Origin of the sequence: Streptosporangium sp. NPDC023963 (assembly GCF_040639135.1) — a bacterium.
In the GTDB taxonomy this organism is placed as follows: domain Bacteria; phylum Actinomycetota; class Actinomycetes; order Streptosporangiales; family Streptosporangiaceae; genus Streptosporangium.
In genome coordinates this window covers 84252-99021 of the sequence record NZ_JBEZZK010000017.1, presented here as the reverse complement: position 1 = coordinate 99021, position 14770 = coordinate 84252, and the positions used below count along the sequence as shown (strand labels likewise).

Annotated in this window: 12 protein-coding genes; 6 read left to right on the top strand and 6 right to left on the bottom strand. The window is 72.9% G+C overall.

The features are described from left to right. Positions 1-13: 13 nt before the first annotated feature. The 3 genes from AB0F88_RS35735 to AB0F88_RS35725 are packed head-to-tail and all read right to left on the bottom strand — an operon-like array spanning position 14 to position 3337. On the bottom strand, positions 14-880 hold the full coding sequence (locus AB0F88_RS35735; RefSeq protein ID WP_362694738.1) for a carbohydrate ABC transporter permease: 867 nt from the start codon (positions 878-880) through the stop codon (positions 14-16). Beyond that, positions 877-1890: a sugar ABC transporter permease gene (locus tag AB0F88_RS35730; protein ID WP_362694735.1), complete on the bottom strand. Its 1014-nt coding sequence runs from the start codon at positions 1888-1890 to the stop codon at positions 877-879. The genes AB0F88_RS35735 and AB0F88_RS35730 overlap by 4 nt, the downstream gene beginning before the upstream one ends. 37 nt (positions 1891-1927) lie before the next feature. After that, positions 1928-3337, bottom strand: coding sequence for an extracellular solute-binding protein (locus AB0F88_RS35725; RefSeq protein ID WP_362694732.1), 1410 nt, complete (start codon positions 3335-3337; stop codon positions 1928-1930). A 147-nt stretch (positions 3338-3484) separates the two neighbouring features. Here AB0F88_RS35725 and AB0F88_RS35720 point away from each other — a divergent pair, with 147 nt between their 5' ends. The 6 genes from AB0F88_RS35720 to AB0F88_RS35695 all read left to right on the top strand — a co-directional run bounded on the left by AB0F88_RS35720 (position 3485) and on the right by AB0F88_RS35695 (position 11085). Beyond that, entirely contained in the window at positions 3485-4531 is a 1047-nt protein-coding gene (locus tag AB0F88_RS35720) for a zinc-binding alcohol dehydrogenase (protein ID WP_362694729.1), read from the top strand. Between the two features lie 14 nt (positions 4532-4545). After that, complete coding sequence (locus tag AB0F88_RS35715; protein WP_362694726.1) at positions 4546-5364, top strand: sugar phosphate isomerase/epimerase family protein; 819 nt, start codon at positions 4546-4548, stop codon at positions 5362-5364. Further along, positions 5361-6773, top strand: coding sequence for a hypothetical protein (locus AB0F88_RS35710; RefSeq protein WP_362694724.1), 1413 nt, complete (start codon positions 5361-5363; stop codon positions 6771-6773). Before AB0F88_RS35715 ends, AB0F88_RS35710 begins: the two co-directional genes overlap by 4 nt. After that, positions 6770-8779: a glycogen debranching N-terminal domain-containing protein gene (locus tag AB0F88_RS35705; RefSeq protein WP_362694721.1), complete on the top strand. Its 2010-nt coding sequence runs from the start codon at positions 6770-6772 to the stop codon at positions 8777-8779. The genes AB0F88_RS35710 and AB0F88_RS35705 overlap by 4 nt, the downstream gene beginning before the upstream one ends. A gap of 276 nt (positions 8780-9055) precedes the next feature. Further along, entirely contained in the window at positions 9056-10069 is a 1014-nt protein-coding gene (locus AB0F88_RS35700) for a LacI family DNA-binding transcriptional regulator (protein WP_362694718.1), read from the top strand. Between the two features lie 317 nt (positions 10070-10386). Next, on the top strand, positions 10387-11085 hold the full coding sequence (locus AB0F88_RS35695; protein ID WP_362694715.1) for a neutral zinc metallopeptidase: 699 nt from the start codon (positions 10387-10389) through the stop codon (positions 11083-11085). A 325-nt stretch (positions 11086-11410) separates the two neighbouring features. On the opposite strand, the gene AB0F88_RS35690 is transcribed toward AB0F88_RS35695, so the two are convergent. From AB0F88_RS35690 to AB0F88_RS35680, 3 genes are all read right to left on the bottom strand, one after another. Further along, positions 11411-12469, bottom strand: a complete 1059-nt coding sequence (locus AB0F88_RS35690) for a tetratricopeptide repeat protein (RefSeq protein WP_362694712.1) — start codon at positions 12467-12469, stop codon at positions 11411-11413. A gap of 246 nt (positions 12470-12715) precedes the next feature. Next, the gene (locus AB0F88_RS35685) at positions 12716-14131 is read right to left on the bottom strand and encodes a hypothetical protein (RefSeq protein ID WP_362694709.1); all 1416 of its coding nucleotides are present in this window, start codon (positions 14129-14131) and stop codon (positions 12716-12718) included. A gap of 322 nt (positions 14132-14453) precedes the next feature. Beyond that, the gene (locus AB0F88_RS35680; protein WP_329082214.1) at positions 14454-14594 is read right to left on the bottom strand and encodes a hypothetical protein; all 141 of its coding nucleotides are present in this window, start codon (positions 14592-14594) and stop codon (positions 14454-14456) included. Positions 14595-14770: the final 176 nt, after the last annotated feature.

Genomic DNA, 14770 nt, shown 5'->3' with positions numbered 1-14770 from the left:
TCTCTCCTCGGCTCTAGCTCTTGTCCGCACCGCTGGTGAGGCCCTCGGTAAGGAGTCTCTCAGCGGCGTAGAAAAGAACTACCACGGGAATCGTGAGGACCACCGACCCCGCCATGAGAACCGTCTTGGGGACCTCGATGCCGTTGGCGAGTTGCTGCAGGCCCAGCGAGACCGTCCACTGGTCGGGGGCTGCGGCGAGGAAGAGCAGCGCGAAGAGGAACTCGTTCCAGGCGATCATGAAGACGTACAGGCCGGTCGCCATGAGCGAGGGCGCGGCCAGGGGCAGCACGATCTTGCGCAGGATCTGCGCCCGCGAGCAGCCGTCGAGCGCCGCGGCCTCCTCGACGCTCTTGGGGATGGTGACGAAGTAGTTCTTCAGCATGTAGATGGAGACGGGCACGGTCTGCGCGATGTAGACGATGACGAGCCCGGTCAGGCTGCCCTGCAGGCCGATCTTGGCGAACATCACGAACAGCGGGACCGCCAGCAGGGTGGACGGGAAGAGATAGACGGCGAGGAACACCGCGCTGACCTGGCGGCCGCCGAGGAACCGCAGGCGGCTGACCGCGTAGGCGCCGGGCACCGAGGCCAGCAGGGTGAGCGCCACGGTGGCGAGGGCGACGAGCGCGGAGTTGCCGAGCATCCGCAGGAAGCCCTGGCCGCCCTCGTCGACCGACTGCAGGACGTTGCGGTAGGTGTCGAACGTGAGCTCCGAGAGGGTCACCCACAACCGGCCGGGGTCGAGCAGCAGCTGGTCGATGGGCTTCACCGACAGCAGCAGCATGTAGTAGAAGGGGAAGAGCGTGACGACCGCGAGAAGGGCGATCACGATCCACCGCAGGACGGCGAAGGTCCTCTCCTCGACCTGTGCGCGGCTCATGACGCCTCCTCCTGGACCCTCTTGGCGAAGAACTTGAAGTAGATGCCGAGCAGCACGGCGAGGACGATCGCGAGGACCAGCGCCTGCGCGGCCGCCGCACCCACGTCGTAGCGGGCGGTGAGGAAGTCGTAGACCCGTACGGCGACGACGTCGGTGCCCGAGCCGCCCCCGGTGAGCAGGTAGACGTCGTCGAACTTGTTGAACGTCATGATGAACCGCAGCACCGACAGCAGCGCGATCACCGGCATCAGCTGGGGCAGCAGGATGTGGCGGAAGCGCTGGGTGAGCGTGGCGCCGTCCACCGTGGCGGCCTCCTCTATCCCGGCGGGCACCGCCTGGAGGCGGGCGAGCAGGAACAGGAAGGCGAACGGGAAGTACCGCCAGATCTCGAAGGCGATGACGGTGAGCAGGGCGAGCGGCAGCTCCACGTCCCAGCCGAGGATGGAGATCTCGTGGGAGCGGGTGGACAGGAAGGCGATCGGCTTGTCCCAGCCGAACAGGTGGGTGCCCAGCTCGTTGACGATGCCGAACTGCGGGCTGAGCGCGATCTCCCAGACGAACGTGACGGCCACCACGGGCGCGACGTAGGGCAGCAGCATCGATCCGCGCAGCAGGGCACGGCCGCGGAAGGGGCGGCGCAGGGCGAGGGCGGCGACCAGCCCGAGGGCGATCGACCCGGCGGTGCTGCCCGCGGTGTAGACCAGGGTGGTCCACAGCGAGGTCCAGAAGCCGGGCGAGGTGAAGACCTCGGCGAAGTTCTCCCAGGTCCAGTTGGACAGCAGGCCCATGCCCTGGATGTCGACCAGCCGCGCCCGCTGGAAGGCGAGCAGCACGGTCCAGGCGATGGGCAGGATGACGACGACCATGACCACGAGCACGGTGGGCGTCACGAAGGCCAGCCCGGTCCTGTTCTCGCGCTGGGCCAGGGTGAGGGGCCTGTCGCGCCGGACCTCGGGGTCGGGGCTCGTCTCGGGGGGTCGGCGCCGCTCGGCGCCCTGTGTGGTGCTCATCGTGGGTTCCTCGGGGGACGGGGGCCGCGGGGGGCGCTCACTGGAGGGACTTCTGCAGGGCCGTGACTTCATCGTCGGCCTCCCTGGCGGCCTCTTCCGGGGAGATCTGGCCGGAGGTCATGGCGCCGACCGCCTTCGGGATGGGGAGCTCGCCGAGCGTCGCGCCGACCAGCGCGCCCTGACCCTCGGTGAGGCCCCAGCGCCGCATGTCACTCACGCCGGAGGCGAGCCGGTCGAGGAACTCGGCGGAGAAGACGGACTTCATCGGCTTCTTCGTGTCGACGCCGACGTCGCTGGCGCGCCAGGCCTCGAGGTACCTGTCGGGGTCCTCGGCCGTGCCGCCGCGGACCGGGATCTTGCCCTCGGGGGCCATCCCGAACCAGCCCTCGTACCCGGTGCCCATCATGTACGTGACGAACTTCTCCGAGGCCGCGGTCTCGGCGGTCCGGGTGACCGCCCAGGAGGCGATCTCCCCGAACTGGGCGGGCTCGGCGGCGCCCGGGCCCTTCAGGGCCGTGACGATCCCGCTGTTGTCCGACAGGAAGGCGGGGTCCTGGGCGCACTGCGCGCAACTGGGCAGCGCGTCGGCGCGCAGGCCGGCCAGCTCGTCCAGCAGGAAGGTGGACCAGACGATCATCGCGGAGCGGCCGGCGAAGTAGGTGGCGCGGGTGGAGTCCACGCTCTGCGTGCCCGGGGCCCCGTAGTCGGCGGCGAGCTGGTGGTAGGTGGCGAAGGCCTGCCGGCACTGGGGGCTGTCGAGGCCGACGTCGCCGCCGGGGCCGACGAGGCCGCAGCCGTTGGCGAGCGCGAGGTCCTCGAAGCTCTGCTGGGTGAAGACGTCGCTCGGGTCGGTGGCGAGTGACATGCCGCTGACCTCACCGGCGTTCAGGGCCTTCGCGGCCCGCAGCATGGTGTCGTAGGAGTCGGGGGCGGGCAGCCCCGCCTTGGCGAACAGGTCCTTGCGGTAGACGAGGATCTGCATCCAGGCGTCGCTGGGAACGCTGAGGCGGGTGGCCCCGCCGTCGCCGTCGCCGGTCAGCGTGAGCGCGTTGCGGTTGAAGGTTCCCGTGCCGAGCCCCTCGACGATCCGGCCCGCGGCCGCGGTGTCGAGCAGGCCGTTGGTGTACATCTGCCAGACCGAGGCGAGCGGGACGCCGCCGAGGACGTCGGGGAGGGTGCCCGCGGCGGCCGCGGACATGATCAGCTGTGGCAGCTGGCCCTCGTCGACCCCGACCAGGTCGACCTGGACGCCGCTCTCCTTCTCGAAGGCCGCGACGATCTTCTTGGTCGCCTCCATGCGAGGGGTGAGGTTCTCCAGGCTCCAGACCGTGATCCTGTTGTCCGGGGCGCTCTCACCTCCCGCGGCGCAACCGGACACCAGCCCGATTCCCAGCGCGACGGCCACAGCGGCCGTCAGTGCCCTCGACCTTCGAGACCGCCTGCGCATAAATCTTCCTCACTGCCGCCGTGTTTCGTACGTGTTGCATCAGAGCACCACTTTTGCTTATTGACAAGACCTAAGTTTGGGCTATCTTCGACACAAGCTAACCGTATTTGTCCAACAGGTACACAAAAACGATCTTCCGGAGCTCCTGTGGAACGTGTCGTCCAGTTCACCGGCCCCCGTCAGGTGGAGATCGCCACCGGCGAGTCACTCCCCCTGCCTCCCGGCCACCTGCGCGTCCGGACCCTGTACTCCGGCATCTCCGCGGGCACCGAACTCACCGCCTACCGGGGGACCAACCCCTACCTGACCCGCACCTGGGACCCCGAGGCCAGGATCTTCCGCGACGCGGGGCCCGGCATCTCGTACCCGGTGGCCGGCTGGGGCTACTCCGAGGTCGGCGAGGTCGTCGAGGTCTCCCCCGAGCTCGCGGGCACGCCCGGGCTGCCCGCACCCGGCGACGTGGTGTGGGGCATCTGGGGACACCGCGGCGAGGGCCTCGTCCCCGCCGAGCGGATGGTCGGCCACGCGCTCCCCGAGGGGCTCGCCCCGCTCGCGGGCGCCTTCGCCAGGGTCGGGGCCATCGCGTACAACGCCGTCCTCGCCGCCGACATCCACCTCGGCGAGGACGTCGCCGTCTTCGGCCAGGGCGTGATCGGCCTGCTCACCACCCGGCTGGCGGAGCTGAGCGGCGCCCGCGTCACCGCCGTCGACGCGCTCGACTCCCGGCTCGCCAAGGCCGCGGAGTACGGTGCCGCACGCACCCTGAACGCGCGCGCCGACGCCGTCGCGGAGCGGATCCGCGAGGCCACCGGCGGGCTCGGCGCCGACGTCGCCATCGAGATCAGCGGCGCCCACCCCGCCCTGCACGAGGCCATCCGCTCGGTCGCCGTGGGCGGGCGCGTCGTCGCCTCGGGCTTCTACCAGGGCGACGGCGTGGGCCTGCGGCTCGGCGACGAGTTCCACCACAACCGCGTGCAGCTCGTCTCCTCCCAGATCGGCGGGGTCCCGCCGCAGCTCGCCGGGCGCTGGAGCGTGGACCGGCTCCAGCGGACCTTCCTGCGGCTCGTCGCCGACGGCCACGTCGACGTGAAGTCCCTGGTGAGCCATGTCGTCCCGGTCGCCGACGCGGCCGAGGCATACGTCCTCCTGGATGAGCGTCCCGCCGACGCGCTCCAGGTCGTCCTGGAGTTCTGAGAGGCTGACGAACGATGCTCAAAATCGCCTGCCAGGAGCAGTTGCTCCCCGGTGAGACGCTCCAGGAGAAGTGGGAGTTCGCGCAGGACGCCGGCTACGACGCCATCGAGCTGCGCGGCAAGGGGGCCTTCCACTTCCGCGACCGGCTGCCCGAGCTGCGCAAGGCCCTCGCCGACGGCGTGGTCATGCCGACCGTGTGCGTGGACATGCTCCACTTCCTCGGCGCCTTCGACGACGACCTGCGCCGCGACGCGATCGAGCAGATGAAGTCGCAGCTGTCGGTCATCGGCGAGCTCGGCGGGCTCGGTGCCCAGACCCCCGCCTCCTACGGCATGTTCTCGCGCCGGCTGCCGCCGTTCGAGCCGCCGCGCAGCGAGGAGCGGGACCGCGAGGTGCTGCTCGAGGGTCTCACCGAGCTGGGCGAGCACGCCCGCTCCGAGGGCGTCACGCTCTTCCTCGAGCCGCTCAACCGCTACGAGGACCACATGGTCAACCGGCTGGAGCAGGCCGCCGACCTGATCCGCGCCGTCGGCCTGGACTCGGTCCGCATCGGCATCGACAGCTACCACATGAACATCGAGGAGACCGACCCCGCGGCCGCCGTCCTCGCCGCCGCGCCGCTGATCGGCCACGCGCAGGTCAGCGACTCCAACCGCATGCAGCCCGGAGCCGGCCACCTCGACTGGCCCGCCTGGCTGGGCGCCCTGGACGCCATCGGCTACGACGGCTACCTGGCCGTCGAGTGCAGGCTCACCGGGGACCCGGTCCAGGCCGTGCGCTCGATCCCGCCCTTCCTGCGGCGTGCCTCCTTCCCGCACCGGCCGGCCGGATGACCGCCGTCCTCGAAGCGGCCGCCGCCTCCGGCACCGGCCGCCGGGCCCACCTGCGCCGGGCCGCCACGCACGTCCTGCTCGGCAACTGGACCGGGGCGGCGACCGTCCCCTCGCGTGCCCTGTACCCGCACCAGTGGAGCTGGGACTCGGCCTTCGTCGCCGTCGGGCTGCGCCACATCGCCCCGCGCCGGGCCCAGCGCGAGCTGGAGACGCTGCTGGGCGCGCAGTGGGGCGACGGCCGGATCCCGCACATCATCTTCAACCCGTCGGTACCGCTCGGGGCCTACTTCCCCAGCCCCGACTTCTGGCGCTCCTCGGGCACGGACCGGAGGGCGGGCGCGCCCTCCACCGTCGAGACCTCCGGGATCGTCCAGCCGCCCGTGCACGCCCTGGCCGCCTGGCTGGTGCACCTCGCCGACCCGGCCGAGTCGCGGCGCCGCGGTTTCCTGCCGCGCGTCTACCCCCGGCTCGCCGCCTGGCACCGCTACCTGGCCATCTCCAGGGACCTGGGCGGCGGCGGGCTGGCCGCGGTGGTGCACCCGTGGGAGCCGGGGCTGGACAACAGCCCGAGCTGGGACGCGGCCCTGGCCAGGGTCGAGCCCGCGCCGCGGGACTCCTTCCGCCGGGCCGACCTCGACCACGGCTCCCCCGCCGACCGGCCCACCGACCTGGACTACGCGCGGTACGTGCGCCTGGCCGCGACCTACCGCGACCACGGCTACGACGACGCGCGCACCCCGCACGCCTTCGCCGTCGAGGACCCCTCCTTCAACGCCCTGCTCATCGCCTCCGAGCACGCGCTCGCCGCGATCGCCCGGGTGGTCGGCGCGGACGAGGGGACGCACCGGCGGCGGGCCGAGGCGACGACCGGCGCCCTGCTCGACCGGCTGTGGGACCCGGCCGGCGGAGTCTTCCTCCCCCGCGACCTGGTGACGGACGAGCCCGTCGCCGGATACGGCGTGTCGGGGCTCGTCCCGCTGATCGTCCCCGGCCTGCCGGAGGACGTCGCGTCGGCCCTGGTGCGGACCGCCCGCGGACCGCGCTTCCGCCTGGGAGAGGTCCGGCTCGTGCCCAGCTACGACCTCACGGCGGAGGAGTTCGACGGCAACCGCTACTGGCGCGGTCCCAGCTGGTTCAACATGGCCTGGCTGGTCCACCGCGGCCTGGTGCGGCACGGCGACGTGAGGGCGGCGGGGCGGCTGCGCGCGCAGGTCCTGGACGCGGCCCACAGCACGGGGTTCGCCGAGTATCTGGAGCCGTACACCGGGGAGGGGCGTGGCGTCCGGCGCTTCAGCTGGACCGCCGCCCTGGCCCTGGACCTGCTCCACGCCTCCGAGGACGGCAGGGCCGGCGGGTCCGGCGACACGCCCGAGGACGCCCCGCCCGGCGGGGCGGGCTCCGCCCGATGAGCGCCGGCCGCCTGCTGGTCAACAGCGGCACCTTCGCCGCCGTGACCGCCCACGGGGACGTCCACGGCACCCGGGGGACCGCGACGGACGGGCTGTTCGTCAGGGACGCCCGGCACCTGAGCCGGTGGCTGCTGACCGCGGGCGGCGCGGCGCCGAACGCGCCGGCCCCGCTGACCCTGCCGACCCCGCTGACCCTGCTGACCTCCTCCGGCGACGGCTGCGTGCTCACCCCGGCCGGCACCCGCGACAACCCTCCCGCCTACACCGTCTTCCGGCGGCAGGCGGTGGCCGAGGGCGCCCTCACCGAACACGTCCGGCTGGTGAGCAACAGCGGCGAACCCTCCGCCGTGGAGCTCGAACTTCACGTGGACGCCGACTTCGCCGACCAGTTCGAGCTGCGCGCCGACCACCGCGTGTACGACAAGCCCGGCGCGCGCCGCACCGCGCACGACACGCCGGACGGGGTCGCCTTCCACTACCGGCGCGGTGAGAGCTGGTCCTCGCGGACCACCGTCACCGCCTCGCCGCCGCCGCATCGGACCCGCCCCGCCGACGGCGAGGGCGAGGGTACCGCCCGCGTCCTGACCTGGCGGTTCGAGCTGCCCGCCCACGGCGCGGCGGATCTGCGGCTCACCGTCCTGGCCGTCCCGCACGGTACGGGGGAACCGTCCCCACCCGGTTCCCCCGGCACCGTGCGGGAACGGCTGGAGGCCGACACCGGCGCGTTCGCCGGCGCGCGGCCCCGCCCCCGCGACCTCACCTCCTGGGAGGAACTGGCCCGGGCCTGCGAGCAAGGGCTGGCCGACCTGGCGCGGCTGCGCGTCCCCACCTCCGGCCCCGGCGGCGAGGCACTGCGGGTGCCCGCGGCCGGCGTCCCCTGGTTCCTCGGCCTGTTCGGCCGCGACTCCCTGCTGACCTCGCTCTTCGCCCTGCCGTACCGGCCCGCGCTGGCCGCCGACACCCTGCTCGCCCTCGCCGCCGTCCAGGGGACGCGGGAGGACCCCTCCCGCCTGGAGCAGCCGGGCAGGATCGTGCACGAGGTGCGGCACGGCGAGCTCGCGCACTTCCGGCAGGTCCCCTACGGCCGCTACTACGGGAGCGTCGACGCCACCCCGCTCTTCCTGGTGCTGCTGGAGTCCCACGCCTCGGCCACCGGCGACCCGGCGCTGGCCCGGCGCCTCGAACCGCAGGCGCGCGCGGCGGTGGAGTGGATGTTCCGCGACGGCGGCCTCGGCGGGAACGGGTACCTCCGCTACACCTCCGACGCGGCGGGCGGCGGCCTGGTCAACCAGAACTGGAAGGACTCCGCCGACGCCATCCGCTTCTCCGACGGCGCGCGGGCCGAGGGCGCCCTGGCGGTCTGCGAGGTCCAGGGGTACGCCTACGACGCCCTGGTCCGCACGGCCCGGCTCGCCCGCGCGGTGTGGGGGGACCCGCGCTGGGCCGGCTTCCTGGAGGAGGCCGCCGCCGACCTGCGGGACCGGTTCCGCCGCGACTTCTGGATGCCCGAGCACGCCTTCCCCGCGCTCGCCCTGGACGGCGGGGACCGGCGGGTCGACACGCTCGCCTCGGACGCCGGGCACCTGCTGTGGTCCGGCATCCTGTCCCCGGAGGAGGAGCGGGCGGTGGGCCGGCGGCTGCTGCGGCCGGACTTCTTCTCCGGCTTCGGCATCCGCACGCTCGCCGCGGGCCAGGTCCCCTACCACCCGCTCTCCTACCACCTGGGCAGCATCTGGCCGCACGACAACGCCCTCATCGTGCTCGGCCTGGCGCGCCGCGGGCTCGCCGAGGAGGCCCGGACCGTCGCCCACGGCCTGGTACGGGCGGCGGCCGCGCACGGCTGGCGGCTGCCGGAGGTCATGGCCGGGTACGGGCGCGACGAGCATCCGGACCCGGTGCCCTACCCGCACTCGTCCTCCCCCCAGGCGTGGGCGGCCGCGACACCGCTCGCCCTCCTCACCGCCCTGCGGGAGTCCGGCGGCGCCGCCGGCCTGACCCGGCGTTGACGCGGCGCCCGCCCCGGGCCGTACGGGTTCACGCGGCGCCGGGACGCGAACGGCGTCCCGGCGGGCACTCCCGCATGGTCCCCCCTACGCGTGGCGCTCACAACCGCGACGCGAGCCGGTGAACATTTCTGTCGATCGTAAAAATTTTCCAGCCATGACGCGGAGAAAACGCTCAAGCGCGGCCGGTGCACCACGCGAGAGCTCCACGGTGAGGGCGGGAGGCGTATTCCCAGGCCACCGGCCACACCCCGAAAGGTTTCGGATATGCTGCCGGTCATGCCAGGTAAGCCCCGGGTGACGATCGCCCGTATCGCCGAGGAGGCGGGTGTCTCCGCCCCCACGGTCTCCAAGGTGATCAACGGCAGGGCCGAGGTGTCGCCGGAGACCCGCAAGCGGGTCGAGCGGCTCCTGCGCGAGCACGGTTACATCCGGCGCGCGACCGGCACCGACGGTCCGGCGGGCCTGATCGACCTGATCTTCGCCGAGCTGGAGAGCCCGTGGGCGATGGAGCTCATCCGCGGGGCGGAGAAGGCCGCCGCGGAGGCCGCGGCCAGCATCGTGATCTCCGTCCTGCACACCCACGCGGGTCCCGGCCGCGACTGGCTCGACCGGCTGGCCGCCCGCCGCACCGACGGTGTGATCATCGTCGGCTCCCGGCTCTCCGCACAGCGGTACGACCGGCTCAACTCCCGCTCGATCCCCTTCGTGGTCGTCGACCCCGAGGGCGAGCCGGCCCCCGGCGTGGCCTCGGTGGGCGCGACCAACTGGCAGGGCGGCCTGACCGCCACCCGGCACCTCCTGGAGCTCGGCCACCGCAGGATCGGCATGATCGGCGGCCCGTCCGACGTGCTGTGCAGCCGCGCCCGCATCGACGGCTACCGGGCCGCGCTGGAGACGGCGGGGGTCAAGGTGGACCCCGCGCTGATCCTGCACGGCGACTTCCTCGTCGGCTCCGGCCACGACCACGGCCACACCCTGCTCTCGCTGCCCGACCGGCCCACCGCCATCTTCGCCGGCAGCGACCTGCAGGCCTTCGGCGTCTTCGAGGCGGCCAGGCAGCGCGGGCTGCGCGTCCCCGACGACCTGAGCGTCGTCGGCTTCGACGACCTGCCCCTGTCCAGGTCCGCCTGGCCGCCGCTCACCACGGTCCGCCAGCCCCTGGAGGAGATGGCCTTCCTCGCCGCCCGGATGGCCCTGGGCATCTCCCGCGGCGAGTCACCCGAGCCCCGCCGGGTCGAGCTCTCCACCGACCTCGTCATCCGCGAGAGCTCCGCTCCCCCGGCGGCCTAGCGCGACCCCTCACCGGGTTTCCCGGAGTACCCGATCCCGGGCCGCCGTCCCCGCCGGGGGTCGATCGTCCCCGTCCGGGAATCGTGGGCGTCGCCGGCGCCGGAGAACCCTCCGGTGGCCGCTCCCGCTTCGCGCCGATTTACGACGCGCCTCTAATCCCCCGAATCCAACGACGAATTAACGCGATATTCCATACGATCTCGCGATAGCGCTTCTCTCGTATTACCTTTCCCCATATGGTGACCGTGCTCTGCGAAAAAGCCCTGCGATAGACCATTGCATCCGGTATGTGGCCGCCAGCGACAGGGGAGAAGCCCATGGCCGCTTCACGACGGAGAACCACTCGTCTCGCACTCGTCGCGCTGCTCATCGGCGTGCTGATCGCGGTCCCCACAGGCACCGCGGCCGCCACGACGAGCGGGAACTCCCCGGTGAGACCCGCCGCCGCGAGGAGCCTCGACGACATCAACGAGGACATTCGCAGTGCCCAATACACCGTCAACCGGTTCTGGGCGACGCACTGGTCGGAGTTCTTCCCCGGCAGGTATTCACCCCCGCGCGTTCTCGGCGCGTACGACGGCGCGTGGGGCAACGCGCCGACGTGTCAGGGATATCCCCTTCCCGATGACAATGCCCTGTACTGCTGGCCGCCCTACGACTTCATCGCGTGGGACGTCGACCTCATGCGAATGGGATACCAGCAGGGGGACGCCTGGGTATATCTGATCATCGCGCACGAATGGAGCCATGCCGTCCAGGCCCGCATCCCCGAGAGGCTGCTGTCCCGGCAGCTCGAACTCCAGGCCGACTGCCTCGCCGGGGCGGCGCTCTTCGGAGCCGCCGAGGACGGCATCCTGTACTTCGAGACCGGCGACACCCAGGAGATCTCGGCGGCCCTGCGGGCGCATGCCGACGACACCCCCTGGACCGACGTCAGCGACCACGGCACCGCCGCGCAACGCCTGGGCGCCTTCAACCGGGGCGCGCGCCTGGGCGTGGGCGGATGCTTCGCGTGACGAGGGCGCTCCCGGCGCGCGACCGCACCCCCGGTCCTGCTCGCGACCACGCTCACGAGCGCGCCCGCGACCGCCAGAGCACCCGGCCCACCGCCGGGTAGGACCCCGGCCTGGGTGATGGAGGGGTCACCCGGGCCGGGGTCACGAACCCCGATCGGCGGCCGAGGCCGCGCGCCTGCTCATGGCCCGCGTGCGGGTCTCCCCTCCCGCACGCGGGCCCCGGCCCGCGCGAGTCCCCTCCTCCCGCGCGGGACGCGGATCTCGTCCTCACCTCCACGCTCCGTACGGGAACCGGAGTCGACGTACCCGTACGGGAGGCGGAAGCTCAGACGCGGCTGCTTCCGGCACGTTCCATCAGGGCGGCCAGGCAGTCCGCCCGTTCGGTGTCACCGGCGTGCAGGGAGGCCGTTCTGGCGATCTCCAGTGGCTCCATGGCCGCCGGGAGGCGCCCGGCGTCCATGAGGAGGTCCGCCCACTCCCCCGCCACGGCGGCCAGGTAGTCGTGGTCGGCGGCCCGGGCGTTCTCCGAGCGGGCCAGCCGGTGGCGGATCGTGACCGACTCGGCGTAGGCGGCGATGGCCTCCTCGCGGCGTCCCAGCGCGGCCAGCTGCCAGCCGAGGCCGTGCAGCGCGGTGGCGAAGGCCCCCGAGTAGGCGGGCGGGTTCTCCGTGGCGAGCCGCCGCCGGATCGAGACGGCTCTCGCGCTGTGGAGCACGGCGTCCTCCAGCCGCCCCAGCGACGCCGTCCGCTGAGCCAGCGTGTGCAGCGCCATCGCGAGGCTCGGCTCGTGTGCCGCCGGGCTCCGGACGGCGAGCCGCTCGTAGATGCCGACCGCCTCGCGGGCGGCGTCCAAAGCGGCCTCCGGCATGCCGATCCGGCCCAGGTCGCAGGCGAGGCCGTTCAGCGAGCCCGCCAGGTGGGGCAGGTACTCGTCGGAACGCGTCTCCACCAGCTCGCGCCTGACGGCCACCGCCTCGCGCCCCACGTCGACCGCGTCGTGCCTGCGGCCCAGCCGGACGTACCGCATCGCCGCGCCGGCCAGGCACAGGGCCAGATCGGGGAGGTAGGTGTCTCGGTCGTCCCCGGCCAGCCGCCGGGTGATCTCCAGTGCCTCCTCGCTCGCGGCGAGCGCCTCCTCGTGGCGTCCGGCGGCCGCGAGCTCGCTGGAGCGACGGCTCAGCGACAGGGCCAGGCGGCGCTCGCGGTCCGCGGCCCCGCCGGGAACACCGGGAACACCGGGAACGCCGGAATCGCCGAGGACACCGGAATCGCCGGAGGATCCGGCGACGCGGCCGGAATCCAGATCCCGGCCCGGCCCTCCCGCCGGTTTCCCGCGCGGCTCCCGGGAGGGCCGAGCGGCTCCCCCACCCTCCCCCGCCCTCACCGGGGCTCCACCCCGGCGCCCCGGCCCGCGGGCCGGAAAGGGGTGGCGTTCATCCGTTCTCCTCGGGCGTGGGAACTCTGCTTGAGCGGTGTCAACGGGATCCCCCTCCCCTTCTCTCACCGAACTCTCGACGAACTCTCACCGGCACTCTCCGACCTGATCCCGTCGCGGACGATGACCAGGCCGTCCGATGTTTTGGAACGCTCCCGTTCGCGGGGTGACGAGACCCGGAGGGGCCTCGCACGGTCAGACGAAGCTGCGCGCCGACGCCCACCTCGTCCCGGTGGTGAACCCCCTGTCCCGGAGGCCGAGCACGCCGCCCGCGTCCTTCCCCCTGGAAGCCGGTTCGGCGCCCTGCGGGCCGTCCGGCAGCACCTGCCAGACGGGATCGCGCTGGATGACCGGCCGGTCCCGTTCGGGTTCCCCCTCGGGGAGCGGTGTCCAGAGCGTGCGGACACCGTGCTCGTTGACGAGCCTCAGGTGGGTACGGCACCCGGGGCAGCGAATTCCCCCGGCGCCGAGGTCCTCGCGCCGCGCGGTGAAGTAGCCGTAATGGTCCACCCCCCGCTCGTCCCACGACAGGTCCATGTGCCGGCCCCAGTCGACTTTCGCGGCGGCCCTGCCCCGGGGTGCGCAGACCGGGCAGGGCACCCGCATCTCGTCCCAGAACCGTGAGCCCGCCAGTTCGGGATCGCGCCGGCCGACCTGCTTCACCGTCTCGACGACGGCCTCTCCCCCGCCCTCCGGAGGCCTGCGGACCCGCGGGGCGGTGGTGATCGGGTCGGAGTTGTTGATGAGCCTGGCGAAGCGGTCGGCGTGGGCGTCGCCCAGCAGGGGGACGCCCAGGACGGCACGGGCGGTGAGGTGCTCCAGCCGCCGGATGCCGCCCGAGGGCCGGGCGGCGTACGCGGAGGTGATCATGGGCGGTGTGGAACCGCGCGGCAGCAGCCACAGCGTGGCCAGCAGCTCGCTCACCGTCCAGAACGACGAGAAGTAGTCCGGCGAGGGGTGGACGATGGCCCTCCCGGTCGCGATGATCTCGTACATCAGCCGCGCCACGCCCTCCCACATCTGCTGCCGGGTGACCACCTCGGCCGGGTAGGAGTACTCGCGGGGCGGCACCATCCGCACGGTGACCGAGTGCGCCTTCTCGAAGCCCGCGCGCCACTCCGCCGCCTCCTGCCGGTGGTCGCCGTGGAAGCTGAGGAAGTAGTCGGCCGGGTCGTCGAACATCCAGTAGTGCTCCCGGGGCGCGGGCAGGCGCGGCGCGGGCGTGCGGACCGTGCCCAGCACGCGGCGCAGGCGCCGCTCCAGCCACTCGCCCAGTTCCGGGTTGCCCAGGGTCTCGCCGTGCACGGGGGCGTGGCCGGCGCGGGTCAGCACGTTGCGGGGCAGCGGGGTGCGGCTGAGGATGATGCTGCCGGGATCGAGTTTGGCGCGCATGTTGAAGGCCGCGTAGACGTCCTCGGGCCCCTCGACCGAGCAGTCCCACACGACGAAGGTCGACGCCCGCTGCGCCGCGAGCGCGGTGGTCTGGCCGGCACCGGGAAGGGCGACCGCCAGGCGGACCCCCAGCCTCGCGCAGATCGGCCGTATCCAGTTGTCCAGCAGGTCGTGGCCGCTCTCGGTCGGCGGCACGAAGACCGTCATGGTGGCGTTCACGTGGCGGCCCCGGCCGATCCCGCGCGGCCGTTCCGCCCGGCCCGCACGACCGGCGCTCCCCGCATGTCCGGCACGCCCCGCCTACCCGGCGTGGCTCTTGCGGCCTCTGCGGCCTCCGCGGCCTTCACGGCCTTCACGGCCTTCACGGCCCGCTGGACCGTCACGACCGGCGGCCGGTGGTACGCCCGGCCCGTCGCCGGCCGACGACGGTGTTCCCTCCCGAGGTGGGACGTGGTGTCCATCTGATGCTCTCCCCCCTGGCGTGACACTCCGTGGACGACTGCCGCCGGCGCCGATGGGCACGCGGCGCCCTCTCGCGCGATCATCCGTCCAGGTGGGTTTCCAGGAGGGTGACCAGCTCGATGACACCGTGGAAGGGGACGGGCGGCGCGGAGTCATCGGATTCGACCGTCCCGGCGATGTGACCGGTGGCGGTCCTCTGGACGTCGATGGTCAACCGCATTCCGGCCTCCTGTCGGCGGCGCCGCTCTCCCGGCGCTCTGGCAGTCGCTCACGGTAGTGGCCGGAGATCGGGAAAGCGTCCAGGTACCACCCCTACGGATGGCACGACAAACCTCGACATGCACCTTTCCCGTACGCCGGCGTGGCCGCGGCGCCGTTCCGCTCGAGCCGGATGCC

Bases quoted from the DNA above. Each gene is read 5' to 3' on its own strand.
- AB0F88_RS35735 (WP_362694738.1), bottom strand. From the start codon at position 880: ATGAGCCGCGCACAGGTCGAGGAGAGGACCTTCGCCGTCCTGCGGTGG.
- AB0F88_RS35730 (WP_362694735.1), bottom strand. From the start codon at position 1,890: ATGAGCACCACACAGGGCGCCGAGCGGCGCCGACCCCCCGAGACGAGC.
- AB0F88_RS35725 (WP_362694732.1), bottom strand. From the start codon at position 3,337: ATGCGCAGGCGGTCTCGAAGGTCGAGGGCACTGACGGCCGCTGTGGCC.
- AB0F88_RS35715 (WP_362694726.1), top strand. From the start codon at position 4,546: ATGCTCAAAATCGCCTGCCAGGAGCAGTTGCTCCCCGGTGAGACGCTC.
- AB0F88_RS35710 (WP_362694724.1), top strand. From the start codon at position 5,361: ATGACCGCCGTCCTCGAAGCGGCCGCCGCCTCCGGCACCGGCCGCCGG.
- AB0F88_RS35705 (WP_362694721.1), top strand. From the start codon at position 6,770: ATGAGCGCCGGCCGCCTGCTGGTCAACAGCGGCACCTTCGCCGCCGTG.
- AB0F88_RS35700 (WP_362694718.1), top strand. From the start codon at position 9,056: ATGCCAGGTAAGCCCCGGGTGACGATCGCCCGTATCGCCGAGGAGGCG.
- AB0F88_RS35695 (WP_362694715.1), top strand. From the start codon at position 10,387: ATGGCCGCTTCACGACGGAGAACCACTCGTCTCGCACTCGTCGCGCTG.
- AB0F88_RS35680 (WP_329082214.1), bottom strand. From the start codon at position 14,594: ATGCGGTTGACCATCGACGTCCAGAGGACCGCCACCGGTCACATCGCC.